The sequence below is a fragment of the Streptomyces sp. Je 1-369 genome, from assembly GCF_026810505.1.
Lineage (GTDB): Bacteria > Actinomycetota > Actinomycetes > Streptomycetales > Streptomycetaceae > Streptomyces.
Genome location: NZ_CP101750.1, coordinates 1,870,620 through 1,892,420, shown reverse-complemented (window position 1 = coordinate 1,892,420; position 21,801 = coordinate 1,870,620). Strand labels below are relative to the sequence as shown.

Here is a 21,801-nt window from a genome sequence, read left to right as displayed (position 1 = left end):
GGGACCCGGCCACCGCGCGCGCCCCGCACGTGGGGCTGGTGGGGAGCGGGGATTCACACGGGGTGTGATCCGGCCGCCCGGCCCGGCACGGCGCACCCGGCGGACCGCCGCCCACGGGCCCAAACGCCCTACCCCGCCCGCCTGTTCGACGGCTCGGGGCGGCCGCGCACATAGGCGGGAACCGTCGCTGCGGCCGCCCGGCGCCACCAGTAGCGTCTGCCTGCCCCCTGTCCCGTAAGCAGTCCCGATCCACGCAGTCCCGCGCAGCCCAGCCGTGCGAAGGAAGAGGCGCCCGATGGCCGACACCGGACAGCACCAGCAGAGTTACGAGCGCTACATGGGCGGCAGCCCGGAAGCGGAGCGACGCCTCTTCGAGCGCATGGCCAAGGAACTGATGAAGGTCCAGGAGAAGAACCGGCGCGGGGCACGGGCGGCCACACCCGAGCGCGCCCTGCACGCCAAGGCCGCACTCGGCGTCGAGAACGCCCGCCTGCGCTTCCACGACGACCTGCTCGCCCCCCTGCGCTGCGGCTTCGCGCAGCCCGGCGCCGAATATCAGGCGACCGTGCGGCTCTCCAACGCGAGCGGCATCCGGCAGGCCGACGGCGCGCCCGACCTGCGCGGCGCCGCCGTGCGCGTCACCGTGTCCGCCGAGGAGAGCCACGACCTGCTCGCCACCAACCATCCGGTCTCGCACGCCCGCGACGCCCGCGAGTTCGTCGCCTTCGCCAAGGCCATGGCGGGCGCCACGACCACGCTCCAGAAGGCCGTCGGCCTCTTCGTGAAGCTGCCGCTCGCCGTCGGCGTCGCCACCGCCACCCGCATGCGCCGCAACGTCCGCGCCGCTGCCCGGCACACCGTGAACAGCCTCGCCGCGGAGACGTACTGGAGCCGCAGCGCCATCCTGTGGGGCGAGGCGGGACCGGTCCGCTACCTGCTGCGGCCCGCGGGCGGCAGCGCCACCGCCACCCGCTCCGACCCCGAGCGCCGTGACCCGCAGTACCTGCGCCGCGAGCTGGAGACCCGGCTGGCCCGGCAGGACGTCACCTTCGACCTGTGCGTGCAGCGGTACGTCGACGAGCGGCGCACCCCCGTCGAGGACGGCTCCGTGGAGTGGCTGGAGTCGGTGGCCCCCGCCGTGCCCGTCGCCACCCTCACCGTGCCGAGCCAGGACCTGGACACGGCCGAGGCGCGCGCCGCCGGCGGCCGCGTCGAAGTGACCGGCTTCAACCCGTGGTTCACCACGGACGAGTTCCGTCCGCTCGGCAACCTCAACCGCGCCCGCAAGGCAACCTACGAAGCGAGCGCCGCACACCGCCACGGCCTGCGCTTCGTCACCGACGAACCGCTGCGCAACACGGTGCTCGGGGTGCCCGTCTCCGCCGCCTTCCGGCTCCTGAACCGGTACGTGCCCTGGCACAAGCTGCCGGTCGAGGCGAGCCTGCTCAACCTCGTCTTCCTCCGCAAGGCCCTGCGCCGCCTCAACCTCATCGACACCGACGTGCACGAGGCGCCGCCCAAGACCACGCGGGTGCCCGCCCCCGTCGACGAGCAGCTGCGCACCGCCCGGTCCTACGACGGGACGTACAACGACCTGTCCAAGCCGTCCATGGGAGCCGTGGGCGCCGCATTCGGCCGCAACCTCAAGCCCGTCTACCGGCCCGACCTCTTCGACGTCCCGAACCTCGTCACGGTCAGCCGCCAGCTCCTGCACCGCGACACCTTCCTGCCCGCGCCGTCCCTGAACGTCCTGGCCGCCGCCTGGATCCAGTTCCAGGTCCACGACTGGGTCAACCACCGGCGGTACAAGCCCGGCGGCAAGTCCGTCGAGGTGCCGCTGCCGCCCGGCACCAGCTGGCACAACACCCCCGGCGGGCCCGCGGAGCACGTGATGCGCTTCGCCGACAACGAAGGCATCGAACTCCCCGGCGACCAGCCGCCCGTCCTCTTCGCCAACACCGCGTCGCACTGGTGGGACGGCTCCGAGGTGTACGGCGAGAACGAACACACCGCCAGGTTCCTGCGCGAGCCGGACGGCGGGGCCAAACTCCGCCTCGAAGAGGGCCACTTGCCCATCGCGCAGAACGGCGTCCCGCTCACCGGATTCGCCGACAGCTGGTGGCTGGGCCTCAGCGTCATGCACACGCTCTTCGCCCGCGAGCACAACGCGGTCTGCGACGCGCTGCACCACGCCTACCCGTCGATGGGCCAGGAGAGCGTCTACCACACGGCCCGCCTCGTCGTCTCCGCCCTCATCGCCAAGATCCATACGGTGGAGTGGACCCCGGCGATCCTCGCCACCGAGGCGATCGACATAGGCCTGCACACCAACTGGGAGGGCCCGCCCAACAGCTGGCTGAACAAGCTCGGCCTCTGGCTCCTCGAGTCCCACTCGCTGACCGGCATCCCCGCCACGCTGCCGGACCACCACAGCACGCCGTACTCCCTGACGGAGGACTTCGTCACCGTCTACCGCATGCACCCGCTGATCCCCGACGACTACGAGCTGCGCGAGCACCGCTTCGGGCAGCGCCTGGAGACCCTCGGGTTCAACGACATCCAGGGCCGCGCCGCCGAGGGCGCCATCCGCAAGACGGGTCTCGCCGACACGCTCTACTCCTTCGGCATCGCCCATCCCGGCGCGATCACCCTGCACAACTTCCCGCGCGCGCTCCAGCAGTTCGAGCGCGACGGCGAGCTCATCGACCTGTCCGTCGTCGACCTCGTCCGCACCCGCAGGCGCGGTGTGCCCCGTTACAACGACTTCCGCGAGGGCCTGCACAAGCAGCGCATCCGCAGCTTCGAGGAGCTGTCGCAGGACCCCGAGACGGTGGCCCGCCTCAAGGACGTCTACCGCTCCGTCGACGAGATCGACACCGTGGTCGGCCTGTTCGCCGAGAACCCGCCGCACGGCTTCGGCTTCAGCGACACGGCGTTCCGCATCTTCATCCTGATGGCCACGCGGCGCCTGCAGAGCGACCGCTTCCTGACCGTCGACTTCCGCCCCGAGATCTACACCCCGCTCGGCATCGACTGGGTCCAGAAGGGCGGCATGAACACGGTGCTCCTGCGCCACTGCCCCGAACTCGCGGGCCTGCTCCCGCGCGGAGCGAGCGCGTTCGCGCCGTGGCGGCAGGTGCAGCAGACGGTCGAGGGGGACGAGGGCGGACGTGCCGGCGGCTGAGGGCGGGCAGGGGGACCGGGGCGGGCGTACGGCGGGCCCCGGCCCCGGCCACCCGGGCCTGGGTGACCTCTTCGCCCGGCCCCTCCTGGAGACGGTCTGGCGGCGCCGCACTCACCGGGTGAGCCGCGGCGCCGCCGTCCCCGCGGGGTCGATGAGCTACCGGTCGCCGCACGAGCCGCGGCCCCTGTCCGAGCTGGAGGAGGCGGTGCTGGTCGCGTTGACCGGGTGCACCGGGCTCACCATGCCGGACCGCCCCTTCGACGATCCGCGTGACGGCAAGCCCATCATGGCCAAGCCCAACATGACCATGGCGGGCCGTACCGCGGGCAGCCCCGACAACGCGCAGGGCACGCACTTCTTCCTGATCAACGACTCGGGCACGTACTTCCTGCGCCGCCTGCCCCCGGCCCCCTCCACGCCCCTCGACGCGACCACCCTGGTGGAGCGGGCACGGCAGGCGAAGGTCCGCGTCCTCGACCACCGCCTGGACGTCGCCGACGGCATGCGCGACTTCCCGGCCTACCTCGACTCCAACCGCTTCCTGTCCAACCTGCCGGGAACGACCGTCCTGTTCCCCGTGGTGGACCTCTCCCACCAGTACATCAACGCCCTGATGTACCTGCTCACCCAGCCGGACGACGTCCGCCCCACCCTCGTCGACGACCGCAACTTCTACCGCCCGGCGGGCGTGAAGAAGTGGGTCCGCAACGGCTTCCTCAACGCCGACATCAAGCTGCCGCTCGGCGCGCTCGGCCCGCTGCGCACCCAGATCGAGGCGGACCTGCTGCTGCAGAACCTGATGCTGACCGCGGAGGGGATGGGCCTCGGCGCATGGATCCACGCCTCCATCAACCCGCAGATCGTCCTGGGCGACCCGAAGTTCTCCCGCGCCTACGGCCGCATGCTCGGCTTCACCTTCGTCACCCCGCGCTGGCGCCTGCCGGACGTGTGGCGCTGGCACGTACCGCTCCCCAAATACGCCAACCTGCGCTCCCACCCCGTCGGCCTCAAGTCACCCGGGGGCGAGCCGCTCATCGAGGCGGCGTGCCCGCCGGCGCACCGCACGATGGCGGCGGCGGTCGACGCGGTGATGCGCGCCAAGTTCGGCCCCGGCGGCACGTACGGCGACAAGGACGTCTTCTCCCGCATCTACAAGGAGGGGTACGGGCAGCGGTACCTCGCGGAGGCGAGCGAGTACGAGGACCGGGTGGTCGACTGCGCGCGGGACATCTGCACGTACATCCTGCGCACGCACCGCCGCTTCCCCGCGCACACCGACGCGATCCACGTCCCCGGCGTCTGGCTCCAGGTCCACCACGTCGAGTCCGAGTACTACGACCGGTTCTTCGCCGACGGCCTGACGGACGCGCACCGCCGGCACGAAGGGCTGTGGGACACCTGATGTCTCCCTGAGTCACGCCAACGGCGGGACCACACAAGCGATCAGGAAAGGCCCGGGTTCCGCGAGGCCCCGCTTCAGCAGCGCCGCGAACTCCTCGGCCGTGGCCGCCCGTTCCGCGGGCACCCCCATCCCGCGCGCCAGCGCGACGAAGTCGAGGGGCGGCCCCGACAGGTCGAGGAGCCTGCGGGCCCGCTCCCCGCCCGCCACCGCCCCCACCGCAGCCAGCTCCAGATTGAGGATCGCGTACGACCCGTTGTCGAAGACGACCGTCGTGACGTCGAGCCCCTCCCGCGCCTGGGTCCACAGCGCCTGCACCGTGTACATCGAGGCGCCGTCCCCGACCAGGGCGAGCACGGGCCGCTCGGGACAGGCCACCCCCGCACCCACCGCGAGCGGCAGCCCCTGCCCCATGGCGCCGCCGGTCAGCGTCAGCCAGTCGTGCGGCGGCGCGCCCGCGGTCGCGCCCGGCAGCCACAGCCCCGACGTGTTGGCCTCGTCGACGACGACGGCACCCTCCGGCAGCAGCGCCCCGATCACCTCGGCCGCCGACTCGGCGGTCAGCTCCCCGCTGGGCAGCGCGGGCCGCGCCGTCTCCTCCCGTACGCGCCGCACGCCGGGCCCGACCACCTCGGCGAGCCCTTCGAGCGCCGCCGTCACGTCCTCCGACCCGGCCGCGAGCGTATGCACCGCGCACCCCTGCGGCACCAGCGCGCCGCCCTGCCCCGGATACGCGAAGAAGGTGACCGGCGACGCGGCTCCGGCGAGCACCAGGTGCCGTACGCCCGCCAGTTGACGGACCGCGCCGGCCGCCAGGTAGGCGAGCCGCTCGACGGCAGGGCGGCCCGCGCCCCGCTCCATGCGGGCGGGGAAGGTCTCGCAGAGCAGCTTGGCGCCGGTCGCCGCGGCGATCCGCCCCGCCGCCTCGAGCCCGGGCCCGCGCACGGCGTCCCCACCGAGGAGCAGGGCGGCCCCCTCACCGGACCGCAGCGCCCCGGCGGCGCCCGTCACGGCGTCCACGGAGACGAGGCCGTGCCGCGCCGGGGCGGGACGCGCGGCGGCCGGTGCGTCGCCCGCCTGCGACCACGACACATCGGCGGGCACGACGAGCGTCGCGACGGCGCCGGGCGGACCGGTCGCGGCGGTGACGGCGGCGGCCACGTCCCCCGCGAGTTCGGAGGCGTAGTACGTGCGCCGCGTCCAGGTGGAGACGGTGCGGGCGAGCGCCCCGATGTCGGACTCCAGGGGCGCGTCGAGGCGCTTGTGGTGCAGGGCGTGGTCGCCGACGACGTTGACGACGGGGGTGGCGGCCCGGCGCGCGTTGTGCAGGTTGGGCAGGCCGCCGGCGAGGCCGGGGCCGAGGTGCAGGAGCGTGCAGGCGGGGCGCCGCGTCATCCGTCCGTAGCCGTCGGCGGCGCCCGTGGCCACGCCCTCGAAGAGGCAGAGCACGGGCCGCAGCTCGGGCGTCTCGTCCAGGGCGGCCACGAAGTGCATCTCGGAGGTGCCGGGGTTGGCGAAGCACGCGCGGACGCCTCCGTCCACGAGTCCGTTGATCAGGATCTGCGCTCCGGTCGGCATGGCGGTCCGCCTCTGCTCGGTGGCGAGGGCGCGCGGTGGGCGACGGCGCCCGGCGCGTGGGGGAGGCCAGTCTTCACGGGGTCCGGGCCGTGGCGGCAGCCGGGATCCGGCCAGCCGGTGGGGGCGCGCCGGGCCCGAACCTGCGCCGGTAGCCGGACGGGCTGAGCCCCGTCTCGCGGCGCAGCCTGGCCCGCAGATTGGCGGCGGTGCCGAGGCCGCTGCGGTGCGCGACCACGTCGAGGCGCTCCTCGCCGCGCTCGATGAGTCGGCAGGCCAGCGCCACGCGCTCACTCGTGAGCCAGGCCAGCGGGGTCGTGCCGAGCTGGGCGCGGAAACGGCGGTGCAGAGTGGCCGGGCTGACCCCGGCGCGGGCGGCGAGACCGGTCACCGTCACCGGTTCGCCGAGCCGCTCCTGCGCCCAGGCGAGCACGGGCGCGAGGGACTCGTCAGGGACCGCGGGAACGGGCCGCTCGATGAACTGCCGCTGCCCGCCGTCGCGGTGGGCGGCGAACACGAGCCGCCTGCTCACGGAGTTGGCGACCTCGGCCCCGAAGTCCTTGCGCACGATGTGCAGGCTCAGGTCGAGGGCGGCCGCGCTGCCCGCCGCGGTGAGGATGTCGCCGTCGTCCACGAACAGCACGTCGCGTTCGAGCTGCACGGCCGGAAACAGCTCACGGAAGGAGTCGGCCCACTGCCAGTGGGTGGCGGCCCGGCGGCCGTCGAGGATGCCCGACTCCGCGAGGGCGAAGGCGCCCGTGCAGAAGCTCAGGATCCGGGCGCCGCGCGCGTGGGCCCGCCGTAGGGCGGCGAGGACGTCCGGGGCGCGCGGCACGGTGTTGCCGGGCCTGCCCGGCATGATCAGCGTGTCCGCGGTGTCCGCGGCGTCGAGCCCGGGCACGCCGGTGAGCGTGAAGAACCCGTGGTTCATGCGGATGTCCGGCCGCGGGGTGCACAGCTCGATCCCGTACAGGGCGCCCGGCAGGCCGAGTTCGGGTCGCGGCAGGCCGAACACCTCGGTGGCGACGCCGACTTCGAAGGGGTTGGTGCCCTCGTCGACGATGACGACGACGCGGTGCGGGGGCCGCGCGGCGGACGAGTGCGAGGATCCTTGCGTCATGTGCGATTTCTAGCACTCGTGGCACCTGCCGGTCACGCCGCAAGATCACTGCATGAACACCGAACCCAGCACCGGACCCGGCACCGAACCCCTCGCTCTCGACCGGGCCTTCGCCTCCTTCGACGCCCTGTGGAGCCCTCGCATCGTCACCTCCGTCAACGACTACGACGTACGCGTCGCCAAGGTCGAGGGCACACACGTCTGGCACGTCCACGACGACACCGACGAGTTCTTCCTCGTCGTCGACGGCGAGCTGCACATCGACCTGCGCGAGCCCGCGGGGGAACGCCGGGTCACGCTCCCGAAGGGGTCGGTCTTCACCGTCCCGCGCGGCACCGAGCACCGCCCCTGCGCCCCGGACGGCGCCCGCATCCTCCTCTTCGAGCCCACCGGCACCCCGACGGTCGGCGACCGCCACGACGAGATCCCGGACCACGTGCACGCGACGACAGGAACTCCTATTCAAATTTGACTAGACTGGGCCGCATGCCCGAGAAGATGATTCCGCTCCTCCCGTGCCGCGCCGTTCAGCCGGTGGTCGACTTCTACACCGCCCTCGGCTTCGGGACGACCTTCTTCCAGAAGAGCCCCTATCCGTACGCCGTCGTCGAACGCGGCCGCATCGAGCTCCAGTTCTTCGCCATGAAGGAGTACGACCCCCAGCAGTCCTACTCCGGGTGCTACGTCGTCACGGACGACGTCGAGACGCTGCACGCCGCCTTCCGCGCCGGGCTCAAGGCGGCGTACGGCAGGATCCCCACCCGCGGCCTGCCCCGCATCGGGCCGCTCAAGGACATGTCGTACGGCATGCGGCAGTTCCTGATGACCGACCCCGGCGGCAACACCATCCGCGTCGGACAGCAGATCAGCGAGGACCAGTCGATGCGCCCCGCACCCAAGGAGACGTTCGCGCGGGCCCTGCACATGGCCGACCTGTTCGCCGACTCGAAGGAGGACCTGCCAGGCGCCGCGAAGATCATCGACCGGGCCCTCGGCCTCACCGACGAGAGCCCCACCCCCGAGCAGGAGCTGCGCCTCCTGGTCCTGCGCGGCGACATCGCCCGCCGCCTCGGTGACGACGGCCTGGCGGAGCGGCTCCTGACCCGCGCCGCGGGCCTCCCGCTCACCGACGCGGAGCGGGAGTCCGTGCGGGACGCCCTGGCACGCCTGGCCGAGCTCCGCGAGTAGCGGCCGGGCCCCGGACGGGCGCGGACCGGCACCCTCCGTATGAGAGCCGTCAAGACGGCCGAACGCGCCGTATGGAGGGTGTCAACGCCGGTCGTGGACGGCGAAAAGGGCGGTTACCTCTAACCGTCCGAGCAGCTACTGCACCGTCCACTTCCTTCAGGAGCTCACGATGGCCGACGTGGCCTTCGTCGTCACCACGCTCGCGGTCTTCGCGCTGGTGGCCCTCGTCGCCAAGGGGGTGACCAAGCTGTGACCGCCGAGAACATCGTCGGCCTCGTCGTGGCCGTCGCCCTCCTTGGCTATCTCGTCCTCGCCCTCGTCTTCCCGGAGAGGTTCTGAGTACGGATATGAGCCCCGTTCTTGCCGGTGTGCTCCAGCTGCTCGCCCTCGTGGCGGCGCTCGCCCTCGCATACCGTCCGCTCGGCGACTACATGGCCCACGTCTACGGCTCGAAGAAGCACCTCCGTGCCGAGAAGTGGATCTACAAGGCCATCGGCGCCAATCCCGACACGGAGATGCGCTGGCCCGCCTACCTGCGCGGTGTCCTCGCCTTCTCCGCCGCCGGCGTCCTCTTCCTCTACCTGCTGCAGCGGCTCCAGGGCTCGCTGCCCGGCTCGCTGGGCTTCAAGTCCATCGACCCGGACCAGGCGTTCAACACCGCGGCGTCGTTCGTCGCGAACACCAACTGGCAGTCGTACTCCGGCGAACAGGCCATGGGCCACGTCGTGCAGACCGGCGGCCTCGCCGTGCAGAACTTCGTCTCCGCGGCCGTGGGCATCGCCGTCGCGGTGGCGCTCGTACGCGGCTTCGCCAGGTCCCGCACCGGTGAGCTCGGCAACTTCTGGGCCGACCTCGTGCGCGGCACGGTCCGCATCCTGCTCCCGATCTCCGTGATCGGCGCGCTCGTCCTGGTCGCCTGCGGCGCCCTCCAGAACTTCTCCGGCATCCACGAGGTCGGCCAGTTCCTGGGCGGCAAGCAGCAGTGGAACGGCGGCGCCGTCGCCTCCCAGGAGGTCATCAAGGAGCTGGGCACCAACGGCGGCGGCTACTTCAACGCCAACTCCGCCCACCCCTTCGAGAACCCCAACCCGCTCTCGAACCTCTTCGAGATCTTCCTGATCCTGCTCATCCCGTTCGCGCTGACGCGGACCTTCGGCAGGATGGTCGGCTCGATACGGCAGGGCTACGCGATCCTCGCCACGATGGCGACGATCTGGCTCGGCTTCACCGCGCTGATGATGTGGACCGAGTTCCACCACGGCGGCCCGGCCTTCGACCTCGCGGGCGGGGCGATGGAGGGCAAGGAGAACCGGTTCGGCATCGCAGGCTCGTCGATCTTCTCCGTAGCCACCACGCTCACCTCCACCGGCGCGGTGAACTCCTTCCACTCCTCCTACACCGGCTTCGGCGGCGGCATCCAGATGCTGGGCATGCAGCTCGGCGAGATCGCGCCCGGCGGCACCGGATCGGGCCTCTACGGCATGCTGATCATGGCGCTCATCGCCGTGTTCATCGCAGGACTCATGGTCGGACGCACCCCCGAGTACCTCGGCAAGAAGATCGGCACCCGCGAGATCAAGCTGGCCGCCTGCTACATCCTCGTCACCCCGGCGCTCGTCCTCGGCTTCACCGCCGTCGCGATGGCCCTGCCCACCCCGGGCGACTCGATGACGAACACCGGCGCGCACGGCTTCTCCGAGATCCTCTACGCCTATACCTCCGGGGCCAACAACAACGGCTCGGCCTTCGCGGGCCTGAACGCCGACACGCAGTGGTTCAACAGCACCATCGGACTCGCGATGCTGCTCGGCCGGTTCCTGCCGATGGTCTTCGTCCTCGCGCTCGCCGGTTCGCTGGCCGAGCAGCAGCCCGTCCCGAAGACGGCGGGGACCCTGCGCACCGAGAAGCCGCTCTTCACCGGGCTGCTTGTCGGCACGATCATGATCATCACCGGTCTGACCTATTTCCCCGCGCTCGCGCTGGGACCGCTTGCCGAGGGGCTCGCATCATGAGCACAGACACCAAGGTGGAAGTCCCCACCGGCCACGAGCCCGCCCACGCCGGGGACTCCGGCAAAGTCGGCGCGGGCCTCTTCGACCCGGCCCAGCTCCTGAAGTCGCTGCCGGACGCCTTCCGCAAACTGAACCCGCGCGTGATGGTCAAGTCACCCGTCATGTTCGTCGTCCTGATCGGCTCGGTGGTCACCACCGTGCTCGCGCTCAAGGACCCGGGGGACTGGTTCGGCTGGGCGATCACCGCCTGGCTCTGGCTGACCACGGTCTTCGCCAACCTCGCGGAGGCCGTCGCCGAGGGCCGCGGCAAGGCGCAGGCCGACACCCTGCGCAAGGCCAAGACCGACACCGTCGCCCGCCGCCTCTCCGGCACCGCCGAGGAGTCCGTGGCCGGCACCGACCTGCGCATCGGCGACCTGGTCGTCTGCGAGGCCGGCGACATCATCCCCGGCGACGGAGACGTCGTAGAAGGCGTGGCCTCCGTCGACGAGTCCGCGATCACCGGCGAATCGGCGCCCGTCATCCGCGAGTCGGGCGGCGACCGCTCCGCCGTCACGGGCGGTACGAAGGTCCTCTCCGACCGCATCGTCATCAAGATCACGACGAAGCCGGGCGAGACGTTCATCGACCGCATGATCAACCTGGTCGAGGGCGCGGCCCGCCAGAAGACGCCCAACGAGATCGCCCTGAACATCCTCCTGGCGTCCCTCACCATCGTCTTCCTGCTCGCCGTCGTCACCCTCAAGCCCTTCGCGATCTACGCGGGTGCCGACGGCCAGACGTCGCTGATCGTCCTCGCGGCGCTGCTCGTCTGCCTCATCCCGACGACCATCGGCGCGCTGCTCTCCGCGATCGGCATCGCGGGCATGGACCGCCTGGTCCAGCGCAACGTCCTCGCCATGTCCGGCAGGGCCGTCGAGGCCGCGGGCGACGTGTCGACGCTGCTCCTCGACAAGACAGGCACCATCACCCTCGGCAACCGCCAGGCCGCCGAGTTCGTGCCGGTGCGCGGCACCACGGAGGCCGAGGTCGCCGACGCCGCGCAACTCTCCTCGCTGGCCGACGAGACGCCCGAGGGCCGCTCCGTCGTCGTACTCGCCAAGGAGAAGTACGGACTCAGGGAGCGCCACCAAGGCGAGCTGACCGGCGCCGAATGGATCGAGTTCACGGCCCAGACCCGCATGTCCGGTGTCGACATCGACGGCCGCAAGGTCCGCAAGGGCGCGACCGGTTCGGTCGTCGCCTGGGTCAAGGAACGCGGGGGCGAGGTCGCCGAGGATGCCCAGGACATCAACGACCGGATTTCACAGGCTGGTGGCACGCCGCTGCTGGTGGCTCTGGAAGACGCTGACGGCGCCCGGGTCCTCGGGGTGATCCACCTCAAGGACGTCGTCAAGGAAGGCATGCGCGAACGGTTCGACGAACTGCGCCGCATGGGCATCAAGACCGTCATGATCACCGGCGACAACCCGCTGACCGCCAAGGCCATCGCGGACGAGGCGGGCGTGGACGACTTCCTCGCCGAGGCCACGCCCGAGGACAAGATGGCGCTGATCAAGCGCGAGCAGGCCGGCGGCAAACTCGTCGCGATGACGGGCGACGGCACCAACGACGCCCCCGCGCTCGCCCAGGCCGACGTCGGCGTCGCCATGAACACCGGCACCTCCGCCGCCAAGGAGGCCGGGAACATGGTCGACCTGGACTCCAACCCGACGAAACTCATCGAGATCGTCGAGGTCGGCAAGCAACTCCTCATCACCCGGGGCGCGTTGACGACCTTCTCGATCGCCAACGACGTCGCGAAGTACTTCGCGATCATCCCCGCCATGTTCGCGGTCGCCTATCCGTCGCTCGACAAGCTCAACATCATGAACCTGTCGTCGCCGGAGTCCGCGATCCTCTCCGCGGTCGTCTTCAACGCGCTGATCATCGTCGCGCTCGTCCCGCTCGCCCTCAAGGGCGTCCGGTACCGGCCGATGAGCGCCGACAGGATGCTGCGGCGCAACCTCGGCCTCTACGGCCTGGGCGGGCTCGTCGCCCCGTTCATCGGCATCAAGATCATCGACGTACTCATCTCCCTCATCCCCGGCATTGGGTGACGCAGCCATGAACAACTCCGTAGGAAACACCGCCCGGCTGATCGGCGCCGGCCTGCGCGCCCTCCTCGTCCTCACCGTCATCTGCGGCGTCCTCTACCCCCTCGCCGTGACCGGCGTCGCCCAAGCCCTGTTCAACGACAAGGCGAACGGCTCCGAGGTGCAGGCGGACGGCAGGACCGTCGGCTCCGAACTCATCGGCCAGCGCTACGACCTGCCGCTGAGGAAGGGCCAGGAGACCGCCGAACCGGACCTCAAGTGGTTCCAGCCCCGCCCCTCCAACGGCCTCGGCGAGAACAGCGTCAACACGCAGTACAAGCTGCTCCTGTCCGGCGCCACCAACCTCTCCGGCGCCAACAAGGAACTGATCCAGCAGGTGAAGGACGCCAAGGCGGCCGTCATCAAGGACAACTCGACCCCCGGCCACCGGATCGCCCCCGCCGACGTGCCCGCCGACGCGGTCACCTCCTCCGGCTCCGGCCTCGACCCGCACATCTCCCCGGAGTACGCCGACCTCCAGGTCCGACGTGTGGCCGCCGAGAACCACCTGCCCGTACGACAGGTCCACGAGCTGGTCGACGACCACACCGACGGACGCACCCTCGGCTTCATCGGCGAGCCGCGCGTCAACGTCCTCCAGCTCAACATCGCGCTCAAGGAACTCACCGGCAAGGGGTGACCAGATGACCCGGGTGCTGGTGGTGGAGGACGACGCGCAGCTCGTACGGGCTCTCGTGATCAACCTCCGGGCCCGCGAGTACGGGGTGGACGCCGCCCCCGACGGAACCACCGCGTTACGCCTGACGGAGGCCCGGCGGCCGGACGTCGTCATCCTCGACCTGGGCCTGCCCGACATGGACGGCATCGAGGTGCTCAAGCTCCTCCGCGCCCTGACCCGCGCGCCGGTCCTGGTCCTCACCGCCCGGCGCGCGTCGGCCGAGAAGGTCGTGGCGCTCGACGCGGGAGCCGACGACTACATCACGAAGCCGTTCGGCATGAACGAGCTCCTCGCCCGGCTGCGCGCCGCCGTCCGCCGCACCGAACCCGCCCCGGCGGGACGGGAGACCGCCGTGGTCACCACCGACGGCTTCACCGTCGACCTGGTCGCCAAGAAGGTCACCCGCGACGGCCGCGACGTACGCCTGACCCCCACGGAGTGGCAGCTCCTGGAGATCCTCATCCGCCACCCGGGACACCTCATCACCCAGCGGCAACTGCTGCTCGACGTGTGGGGCCCGTCCCACGACACGAAAACCAACTACCTCCGGGTCTACATGGCCCAGCTCCGCCGCAAACTGGAAACGGACCCCTCCCGTCCCCGGCACCTCATCACGGAGCCGGGGATGGGGTACCGCTTCGAGAGCTGAGAGCCCGAGCCCTGACCCCGGGAACAGCGGTCAGGGCGCCGGGTCCGCATCCCGCAGTACCGTTCGGATGAATTCCTCGGCGCCCGAGATCTGCTCCGCGTCGATCTCCACCTCCTTGCCGTCCGGATGCCGCACGACGATGGAGAGGTTCGCGCGCCGCTGCTTGATCCAGAGCTGCGCGGACGCCACCAGCGCGGCGACCGTGCCGCTGCTGACCGCCGTCAGGACCAGCTCCGACACGGCCCCCATCTGCCCCGGCTCCGGCGGCCCGCCCGCGAGCCGGACCCGGCCGCGCAGCTCGTCCTCCCGCTGGAGCCAGGCGTGCAGATCCCGCACCAGCGCCGAGTCGGAGCCCGCAGGACCACTGACCTTGATCTGTATCGACATCACCGCATCCGTTCCCGCGTCCGCACGGACGTCTCGTCATACTGTGCCCCACGACAACTCGGTCCGTACGGGGGAGAATTGGACCGACCCGAAGCGAAGTGGTGAGACAGTGCGTACAGCGGTGGCCGCGTTCGACGTGGGTGGTACCAATTCCCGGCTGCGCGGCGGCCGGGCGGGCGAACCGGAGTACGCAGAGAGGAAGGTGCGCACCGCGGACTTCCCTTCGCTGGGGGACCTGCTGACCGCCTCCCTGCGCGAGGCGGACCTGCACCCCGACACCGTCGTCCTCGCGGTCGCAGGCCGCGTTCCCGCGCACGGCAACGTACAGCTGACGAACCTGCCGCACTGGCCGCTGTTCGACAGCGCCGCGTTCGCGGCCGAGCACGGCATCCGGCTCCGCGTCGTGAACGACATGACGGCGACCGCGCACGGCATGGCCGACCTCGGACCGGACGAGGTGCGGCCGCTCACCCACCACGATGCCGCCTTCCGCGCGGACGAACTCCTCGCGGTCTCCGTGGGCAGCGGCGTCGGCAGCGCCCTCCTGGACGGGCACGGGGCGGTCCGCACGTCCGAGTCGGGGCACGTCACCTGGCAGCCGGTGGACGCGTTCGAGGCGGGCTACCTGGCCTTCCTCCGGCGCGGAAGCGGCGGGAGCGGCGGACTCGGAGGGGTCATCACCGTCGAGGAGGCCATCGGCGGGCTCCGCGGCTTCGACCGGATGTACGACTACGCGTGTCACGCGGCGCCCGCCGCCCCCGACCTGCACGACAGGGTGACCGAGGCGCGCCGCACCGGCGCGGCCGTCGCACCGCTGATCACCGCCGCGGCGCTCGCGGGCGACCCCCGTGCCCGCGAGGTCGTCCGGCTGTTCGCCGCCCTCTTCGGCCAGTACCTGCGCGGCGTGGTCCTGGTCTGCCTGCCCGCGGGCGGCGTCGTCACCCTGACGAGCGGGGTGTTGCAGGCCCCCGGGGTCGCGGAGTTCCTGTGCGCGGAGACGGAGTTCCTGGACCGCTTCATCAGCCCGGGAGCCTGCCACCACGACCTCCTCGCGGAGGTCCCGGTGCGCCTCGCCCTCGACCCGCTGGTGGGCGTGCGCGGCGCGTACCGCCTGGCCACGCGGGACGCACTGGGGGAGGAGCGCAGGCCTTAGGGCCTGTGTCGGCAGTCCCGCCTGCCCCGCGACGTCCGGCACGCGCCCTCGCGGCGTTGTCGGGACACCCCGATACAACCAGTATCGGGGCGACCCTCCGCCTTGCGATCGCACGCTCCCCCAAGCTCTCGGCTCCGCTCGAGCAGGGAGGTGCCCCCATGACGCCGCGGGGCCCGCCCTCCGGGCGGACGACGGGACTTCCGACACAGGCCCTAGAGCGGCGCGCACCACCCGCCCGCCCCCGGCAGCCCCGCCGACTCCTCCGGCCCCCACGACCCCCGCGCGTAGGGCAGCGGCGCGTCCCGCACGTCCAGTGCGGGGGCCACGATGCGCCACGACTCCTCCACCGTCCGCATCGACACGAACCGGCCCGTCCTGCCGTGGATCGCATCCGCCAGGAGGTGCGTGTACGCCTCCCACGACGGCCCTGACGCCTCCAGATCGAACGCCAGGTCCACCGCCATCGGCCCGGGATCCGCCCCCGGCCTGCGGGCGTTGACGGTCAGCACGGCCCCGCCGTGACCGCCGAGCCGGAAGCGCAGGCGCGCGGGCCCCGGATCCTCGCGGGTGAACCAGAGCCGGTGCTCGGCGGGCACGAAGTCCACGACCACCTCGATCGCCGTCGCGGCGAGACCCTTGCCGGAGCGCAGCAGGAACGGCACGCCGCGCCAGCGCTCGGTATCGATGTCGAGGCGCAGCGCGGCGAAGGTCTCCACCGCCGAGTCGGATGCCACGCCCGCCTCCGCCCGGTAGCCCGCGTACTGCCCGCGCACGAGCTGCCGCGGCTCGACCGGCCGCACCCGGGCGAGGGCCTGCGCGATCCGCTCGCGGAAGGCCTCCGCGGTGCCGTCGGCGGGCGAGTCCATCGCCACTATCCCGACGAGTTGCAGCAGATGGCTCTGGACGACGTCGCGGACCGCGCCGATCTCCTCGTACAGGGATCCGCGCGTGTCGACACCTCTGCTCTCGCAATGCGTGATCTGCACCCGGGAAATGGTGTTCCGGTCCCACGCGGAGGCGAGGAAGGGATTGCAGAATCGGAATGCGAGGAGATTTTCGACCGCTTCCTTGCCGAGGTAGTGATCCATTCTCAGCACGGAGTCGGCGGAAAATACCTTGAGCAGCGAATCGTTGAGCGCCCGCGCCGAATCGAGATCGTTTCCGAACGGTTTCTCGACGAGTACGGAACCGGGCGGGAGCCCCACGGCCCCCATCGTCGCGATCGTGCCGGTCGCCAGTGGGGGCGGAACGCCGAGGAAATACGCGGGACGGTCCGTGGTGCGCAGCGCGTGGGCCACGTCCTCCATGGTGGCGCGCCGCGTCGTGTCCCCTTCGACGTAGCACGTCCTGGCCAGCAGTCCGTGGACCGTCACGCCGTCCGAGGGGCCGCACATGTCGTGGACGGCCGACGTCACGAACTTCTCGAAGCCCTCCCTGCCGAGGCCGGGCAGTCCGACCGCGACGATCAGCGGAGTGCACCGTTCGGAAAACGGGAGTGACAGGCGATAGAGGGCGGGCCAGAGTTTTCGTCGTGCCAGATCTCCGGTCGCGCCGAAGAGAACCAAGGCATCTGACGATGCGTTCGCCACGCACCCTCCTCAGGGAGAACCCGACGCCCGCGAGAATACCCAAGCCACCCGCCCGGGACACGTCTCGCAGCCTTTCGCACGCCGTATAATTCGCCCCACTTGGCTTGACCCACGGGGGTGGACCGGTGTCGGCAGGGGAAATCCACGGAACGGTCGCGGGCGCGCCGTCGCGCGACGCGCCCACGACCGGCTCGCAGACCAGCTGGGAGGGGCTCCGCAGGCTGGTGGACGACCGCACGGCCGGGCGGGCGGGCCGGGACGCGCCACGGGCGGAGGAACGCCGCTGGCCAGCGGTCGGGTCGGTCGACGAGCTGTCGCGAGCCGTCGCCGCGGACCCCGAGTTCGGCCGCCGGCTCATCGAAGGCCTGCTCCGGTTCCGGCCGGCCGAGGCGGCGCCCGCGGACCGGCCGCCGCTCCCCGTCCCCCACCAGCTGCCCCTGGACCGCCCGGGGTTCGTCGGCCGCGAGGACGAGATCGCGGAACTGGACCAGCTGTTGGGGGAGCGCCGCAGGCCGGGCCCCGACACCGCCGTGATCTCCTCCGTCGGCGGCGCCCCCGGAGTGGGCAAGACCGCGCTGATGGTCCACTGGGCGCACCGCTCCCGCGACGCGTTCCCGGACGGACAGCTCTACGTCAACCTGCGCGGCTACGGACCGGGCATCCCCCTCGAACCCGCCGAGGTCCTCGCCGACTTCCTGCACGCGCTGGACGTGGCCTCGCCCAAGGTGCCGCAGGAACTCGAACCGCGCGCGGCGATGTACCGCACCCTGCTGCACGAACGGAAGATGCTCCTCCTCCTGGACAACGCCCGCGACACGGCGCAGGTGCTCCCCCTGCTGCCGGGCAGCGCCACCTGCGTGGTGATCGTGACCAGCCGCAACCGCCTCCAGGGGCTGGTGGGGACCTACGGCGCGCGCAGCATCCGCCTCGACACCCTGAGCGAGCGCGAGTCCATAGAGCTGCTGACCGGGATCGTCGGCGGCGACCGCGTGCTGCACGAGCCCGGCGCGGTCGAGGAACTCGCGGCCGGCTGCGGCCATCTGCCGCTGGCCCTCAGCATCGTGGGCGAGCGCGTCGCCGCGTACCCGCAGTGGCCCATAGCCGACCTCCTGGAAGGCCTCGGCGACGAGCGCCACCGGCTCGACACCTTCGCCGCCGACGGCGAGGACACCGGCGCCGAACAGCGCGAGGTGCGGGTCGCCTTCTCCTGGTCGTACCGCGCACTCGGCACCGGAAGTGCCCGCTGCTTCCGCATCCTCGGCCTGCACCCCACCGGCGAGTTCAGCCTCCTCGCCGCGGCCGCCGCGACCGGCGACTCCCGGGCCCGCACCAACGTGTACCTGCGCGGCCTGATCGACTGCCACCTCCTCGAACAGGTGGCGCCCGACCGGTTCCGCTTCCACGACCTCATCCACGACTACGCCGCCGAGCGCGCCTACGAGGAGGAGTCCGAGGAGTCCCGCAACGAGTCCATCAGGCGCTGCCTGCTCTGGTACCTGCACACCGCCGACGCGGCGAACCGGCAGCTCATGCCGCACCGGCGCGCCATCGACCTCGACGCGCTGCCCGAGCGGTGCGAACCGCTCCGGTTCGCCGACGGCGCGGAGGCCCTGACGTGGTGCGACACCGAACGCACCCACCTGATCGCCCTCGTGCGCCAGGCGGTGCAGTTCGAGCAGGACGCCGTCGCCTGGCAGCTGCCCGTGGTCCTGTGGAGCTTCTTCAACGTGCGCAAGCTGATGAGCGACTGGATCGTCACCCATGAACTGGGGCTGAGCGGCGCCCGCCGCTCCGGCTGCCACAAGGGCGAGGCCTGGACGCTGAACAGCCTCGGCAACGCCTACCGCGGCACGCTGGAGTTCGACAAGGCCGTCGAGGTCTGGGAACAGGCCCTGGCCATCCGCCGCCGGATCGGCGACAAGTACGGCGAAGGCACCTCCCTCAACAACCTGGCGGGCGCGCTGCGGCGGATGGACCGCATCGAGGACTCGATCCGCTGCTCCAAGAAGGCCCTCGCCATCCACCGGGAGATCCGCGACCGCTGGAACGAGGGCATCGACCTCAACAGCCTCGGCACCGCCTACCGCGACCTCGGCCGGATCGAGCAGGCGATCGCCTACTGGCTGGACGCCCTCGTCATCCAACGCGAGATCAAGGACCTCTTCGGCCAGGGCACGTCGCTCAACCACCTCGGCGAGGCCTACCGCACCGCCGGGCGCGACGACGAGGCCGTGGCGACGTTCGACGAGGCGCTGCGGATCAGACGCTCCTTCGGCGACGAACCGGGCGCCGCGGCGACCGCGGTCAACCTGGGCGCGACACTGGCCGCCATGGGCCGCCCGAAGGAAGCCGCCGTCTACTACTCCCTCGCCCTGAAGGACCTCGAACGCCTCGGCGACCCGCGCACCGACGCGGTCAAGGAGGCCCTCCGCGCCCTGGACGAGGACATCGCGCCCTGGACCCCCGAGGCCTAGGACCGGCGGTCCCGGACCTCCGCGAGATCGGCGAGCTGCGCCCGCAGCCAGCTCTCCGGCGAGGTGGTCAGCAGCGGCTCCCGCATCCGGTGCGCCCGCGCGGCACGCTCGGCGGGCGGCATCGCGAGCGCCTGCCCGAGCGCCACCACGGTCTCGCGGACGTCACGCGGGTCGTCGAGCACGACGGCGCCCACGCCGAGCCGCTCGGCGCTCCCGGTACGGGCCGACAGGACGACCGCCCCCTCACGCCGGTTCACCAGGACCCCTTCCTGGGCGACCAGGTTCATCCCGTCGTGCACGGAGTTGACCAGCAGGACGTCGTACTCCCGCAGCGCGGCCATGGCCCGCACCCGGTCCTCGTCCCAGTAGACGGTCAGGACCCCCGGGTGGTCCCGCTGGATGGCGGCGACGGCCTCCCGCACACGGGCCGCGTACCACGCGTACTCGGGAACGGCGGGCCTGGAAGGGGTCAGACAGCACACGAACCGCACGCTGTGCCGCAGCTCCGGGCGCTCGCCGAGGAGCCGCGCGAAGGCCTCGAACCCCCGCAGTACGTTCTTCGCGGGATCGAGCCGGTCGACGCGCACCAACAGCCGCGCACCGCCCCCGGCCCCCTCCCGCAGCCGCCGGAAGGCATCCGACCACCGCTCCGCCTCCGCCGTGCCGACCACACCGGACAGGTACTCCTGATCGGGCGGCGCCGGATAGCGGCGTACCAGCGTCCTGCCCCCCGCGTGCCGGACCGTGCCGGCCGCCGCGTCGACCTCGTGCCCGGCCTCCCCGGCGAAACGCAGGAAGGACTCCGCCCACCGCCCGCACTGGAAGCCCAGCACGTCCGCCCCGAGCATGCCGCGCAGGAGCAGCCCACGCGCCGCGCCCGCCAGCTCGGCCAGCGACGAGGGACCGGCGAACGCGGCGTGCACGAAGAGACCCACGGTCTGCGCGGGCCGCAGGGAGCGCAGGAACGCGGGCGCCGTGGCGAACTGGTAGTCGTGGAAACAGACGACGGTACCGGGACGGCAGTACGTCGCGGCCGCCGCGGCCACACCACGGTTCACCTGCTGGTACGCCCGCAGCGCCGCGCCGTCGCCGAGCGGCCCCGACCCCGCGCCCCCCGCGTCGAGGTCCCGCGGCAGGTCCGCCCACAGATCGTGCAGCGCGTACCAGAGCCCCCGTACGCCCGCGTCCTCGTAGTACCGCCGGTACTCCGCCGCCCGGAAAAGCACCGGCCGGAACTCATAGCCCAGCCCCAGCCCGGCGAACCGGCCGTCCCGGACCGCCGCGCCGTCCGCCTCGCCCGCCGACGGGGCCAGCCAGCACACGTCGTCGTCGAGCGCCCGCGCGGACCGGTCGAGCAGCGCCGTCACACTGCCCGTACGACGTTCCGCAACGAGACCGGACGGGGTGGCCCGGAACGTCACGGGCCCCCGGTCGGACACCAGCACCACATCGGCCGTACGCGCCCCCCGCGCGGACCGACGCTCCACCCGTCAGCCCTGCGTTCCGTCGAACGACGCCTCCAGAATGTCCTGGGAACGCCCCCTCCCCGTGCCCAGAGCGAGCGCCAGGGAGTGCACGAGCCCCAGGTGGACGGTCTCCACCACGCCGTACACCTCGCTGTCGACCAGCAGCGGCACGTCGACGAGCGCGGCGGCGCTGCCCCCCGAGCCACCGAGCAGCCCGACCGTGCGCACACCGCGCGCCCGCGCCGTCTTGAGGCCTTCCAGGATGTTCGGTGAGTTGCCGCTGACGCTGATGGCCACGACGACGTCACCCGGCGTCAGCAGGCGGGCCAGCTGCTCGGAGAACACACGGTCGTAGCCGATGTCGTTGGCCAGCGCGGTGACCAGCGGCGTGTTGCCGGTGAGTGCGTGCGTCCGCAGCCCCGCCGCCTGCGGACCCGAGGTCATCGCGAGGTCGCACGCCAAGTGGCCCGCCGTCGCCGCGCTCCCGCCGTTGCCGATCGCGTAGAGACAGTTGCCGCTCGTCCTCACCGAGTCGAGCAGCCGGACGGCCGCCGCGAACTCACCGGGCTCCACCGCGAGAGCGGCGTCGGCCACCAGATTCTGGAACGCCGTACAGACGGCGGAAGCTTGGTGCGCACCGCCTCTGCCGTCCAACGCGTCCGCGTCGTCCCGCACGTCCGAACGCCCCATAACAACCCCCACCCGTCACAGCCGACTTCGGATTCGTCAGCATGCCCGAAACCTCGGACAGCGGTAAGAGCGCCACCCCTCAAATGAGTTGCGTCGCTATC

The 21,801-nt window shown here is 71.8% G+C and carries 17 protein-coding genes; 11 read left to right on the top strand and 6 right to left on the bottom strand.

Translation table 11 applies throughout. The features are described 5' to 3' along the window. Nucleotides 1-295: 295 nt before the first annotated feature. Both NOO62_RS08605 and NOO62_RS08600 read left to right on the top strand, forming a co-directional pair. Nucleotides 296-3,184, top strand: a complete 2,889-nt coding sequence (locus tag NOO62_RS08605) for a peroxidase family protein (protein WP_268770303.1) — start codon at nt 296-298, stop codon at nt 3,182-3,184. Beyond that, nucleotides 3,171-4,586 (top strand): hypothetical protein, encoded by a 1,416-nt coding sequence (locus NOO62_RS08600; protein WP_268770302.1) that lies wholly within the window; start codon nt 3,171-3,173, stop codon nt 4,584-4,586. Before NOO62_RS08605 ends, NOO62_RS08600 begins: the two co-directional genes overlap by 14 nt. Nucleotides 4,587-4,598: 12 nt before the next feature. On the opposite strand, the gene NOO62_RS08595 is transcribed toward NOO62_RS08600, so the two are convergent. After that, nucleotides 4,599-6,161: an acetolactate synthase large subunit gene (locus NOO62_RS08595; RefSeq protein WP_268770301.1), complete on the bottom strand. Its 1,563-nt coding sequence runs from the start codon at nt 6,159-6,161 to the stop codon at nt 4,599-4,601. Nucleotides 6,162-6,234: 73 nt separating this feature from the next. Further along, the gene (locus tag NOO62_RS08590; protein WP_268770300.1) at nt 6,235-7,278 is read right to left on the bottom strand and encodes a GlxA family transcriptional regulator; all 1,044 of its coding nucleotides are present in this window, start codon (nt 7,276-7,278) and stop codon (nt 6,235-6,237) included. 52 nt (nt 7,279-7,330) lie between these two features. Here NOO62_RS08590 and NOO62_RS08585 point away from each other — a divergent pair, with 52 nt between their 5' ends. The 7 genes from NOO62_RS08585 to NOO62_RS08555 all read left to right on the top strand — a co-directional run bounded on the left by NOO62_RS08585 (nt 7,331) and on the right by NOO62_RS08555 (nt 13,941). Then, nucleotides 7,331-7,750, top strand: a complete 420-nt coding sequence (locus tag NOO62_RS08585) for a cupin domain-containing protein (RefSeq protein WP_268770299.1) — start codon at nt 7,331-7,333, stop codon at nt 7,748-7,750. A gap of 14 nt (nt 7,751-7,764) precedes the next feature. After that, entirely contained in the window at nt 7,765-8,466 is a 702-nt protein-coding gene (locus NOO62_RS08580) for a bleomycin resistance protein (protein ID WP_268770298.1), read from the top strand. 249 nt (nt 8,467-8,715) lie between these two features. Next, entirely contained in the window at nt 8,716-8,805 is a 90-nt protein-coding gene (gene kdpF / locus NOO62_RS08575; protein ID WP_033264828.1) for a K(+)-transporting ATPase subunit F, read from the top strand. Between the two features lie 8 nt (nt 8,806-8,813). After that, a complete protein-coding gene (kdpA, locus tag NOO62_RS08570; RefSeq protein ID WP_268770297.1) occupies nt 8,814-10,478 on the top strand; it encodes a potassium-transporting ATPase subunit KdpA in 1,665 nt (554 codons plus the stop codon). Beyond that, nucleotides 10,475-12,577 carry a potassium-transporting ATPase subunit KdpB gene (gene kdpB / locus NOO62_RS08565; RefSeq protein ID WP_268770296.1) on the top strand — a complete coding sequence of 701 codons (2,103 nt, stop codon included), beginning with the start codon at nt 10,475-10,477 and terminating at the stop codon, nt 12,575-12,577. Before kdpA ends, kdpB begins: the two co-directional genes overlap by 4 nt. A gap of 7 nt (nt 12,578-12,584) precedes the next feature. After that, nucleotides 12,585-13,253, top strand: coding sequence for a potassium-transporting ATPase subunit C (locus NOO62_RS08560; protein ID WP_268770295.1), 669 nt, complete (start codon nt 12,585-12,587; stop codon nt 13,251-13,253). Between the two features lie 4 nt (nt 13,254-13,257). Then, a complete protein-coding gene (locus NOO62_RS08555; protein WP_268770294.1) occupies nt 13,258-13,941 on the top strand; it encodes a response regulator in 684 nt (227 codons plus the stop codon). 30 nt (nt 13,942-13,971) lie between these two features. On the opposite strand, the gene NOO62_RS08550 is transcribed toward NOO62_RS08555, so the two are convergent. Then, nucleotides 13,972-14,328 (bottom strand): effector-associated constant component EACC1, encoded by a 357-nt coding sequence (locus tag NOO62_RS08550; RefSeq protein ID WP_268770293.1) that lies wholly within the window; start codon nt 14,326-14,328, stop codon nt 13,972-13,974. A gap of 109 nt (nt 14,329-14,437) precedes the next feature. Between NOO62_RS08550 and NOO62_RS08545 the strand changes: the two genes are divergently transcribed. After that, entirely contained in the window at nt 14,438-15,481 is a 1,044-nt protein-coding gene (locus NOO62_RS08545) for a glucokinase (RefSeq protein ID WP_268770292.1), read from the top strand. Between the two features lie 212 nt (nt 15,482-15,693). Here NOO62_RS08545 and NOO62_RS08540 read toward each other — a convergent pair whose 3' ends face one another. Continuing rightward, nucleotides 15,694-17,070, bottom strand: coding sequence for a glucose-6-phosphate dehydrogenase (locus NOO62_RS08540; RefSeq protein ID WP_268770291.1), 1,377 nt, complete (start codon nt 17,068-17,070; stop codon nt 15,694-15,696). 125 nt (nt 17,071-17,195) lie between these two features. Between NOO62_RS08540 and NOO62_RS08535 the strand changes: the two genes are divergently transcribed. After that, complete coding sequence (locus tag NOO62_RS08535; RefSeq protein WP_268770290.1) at nt 17,196-19,544, top strand: ATP-binding protein; 2,349 nt, start codon at nt 17,196-17,198, stop codon at nt 19,542-19,544. On the opposite strand, the gene NOO62_RS08530 is transcribed toward NOO62_RS08535, so the two are convergent. Both NOO62_RS08530 and NOO62_RS08525 read right to left on the bottom strand, forming a co-directional pair. Continuing rightward, nucleotides 19,541-20,983 carry a trehalose-6-phosphate synthase gene (locus NOO62_RS08530; RefSeq protein ID WP_268770289.1) on the bottom strand — a complete coding sequence of 481 codons (1,443 nt, stop codon included), beginning with the start codon at nt 20,981-20,983 and terminating at the stop codon, nt 19,541-19,543. The genes NOO62_RS08535 and NOO62_RS08530 overlap by 4 nt on opposite strands. 51 nt (nt 20,984-21,034) lie before the next feature. Then, nucleotides 21,035-21,700, bottom strand: coding sequence for an SIS domain-containing protein (locus tag NOO62_RS08525; RefSeq protein WP_268770288.1), 666 nt, complete (start codon nt 21,698-21,700; stop codon nt 21,035-21,037). Between the last annotated feature and the right edge of the window lie 101 nt (nt 21,701-21,801).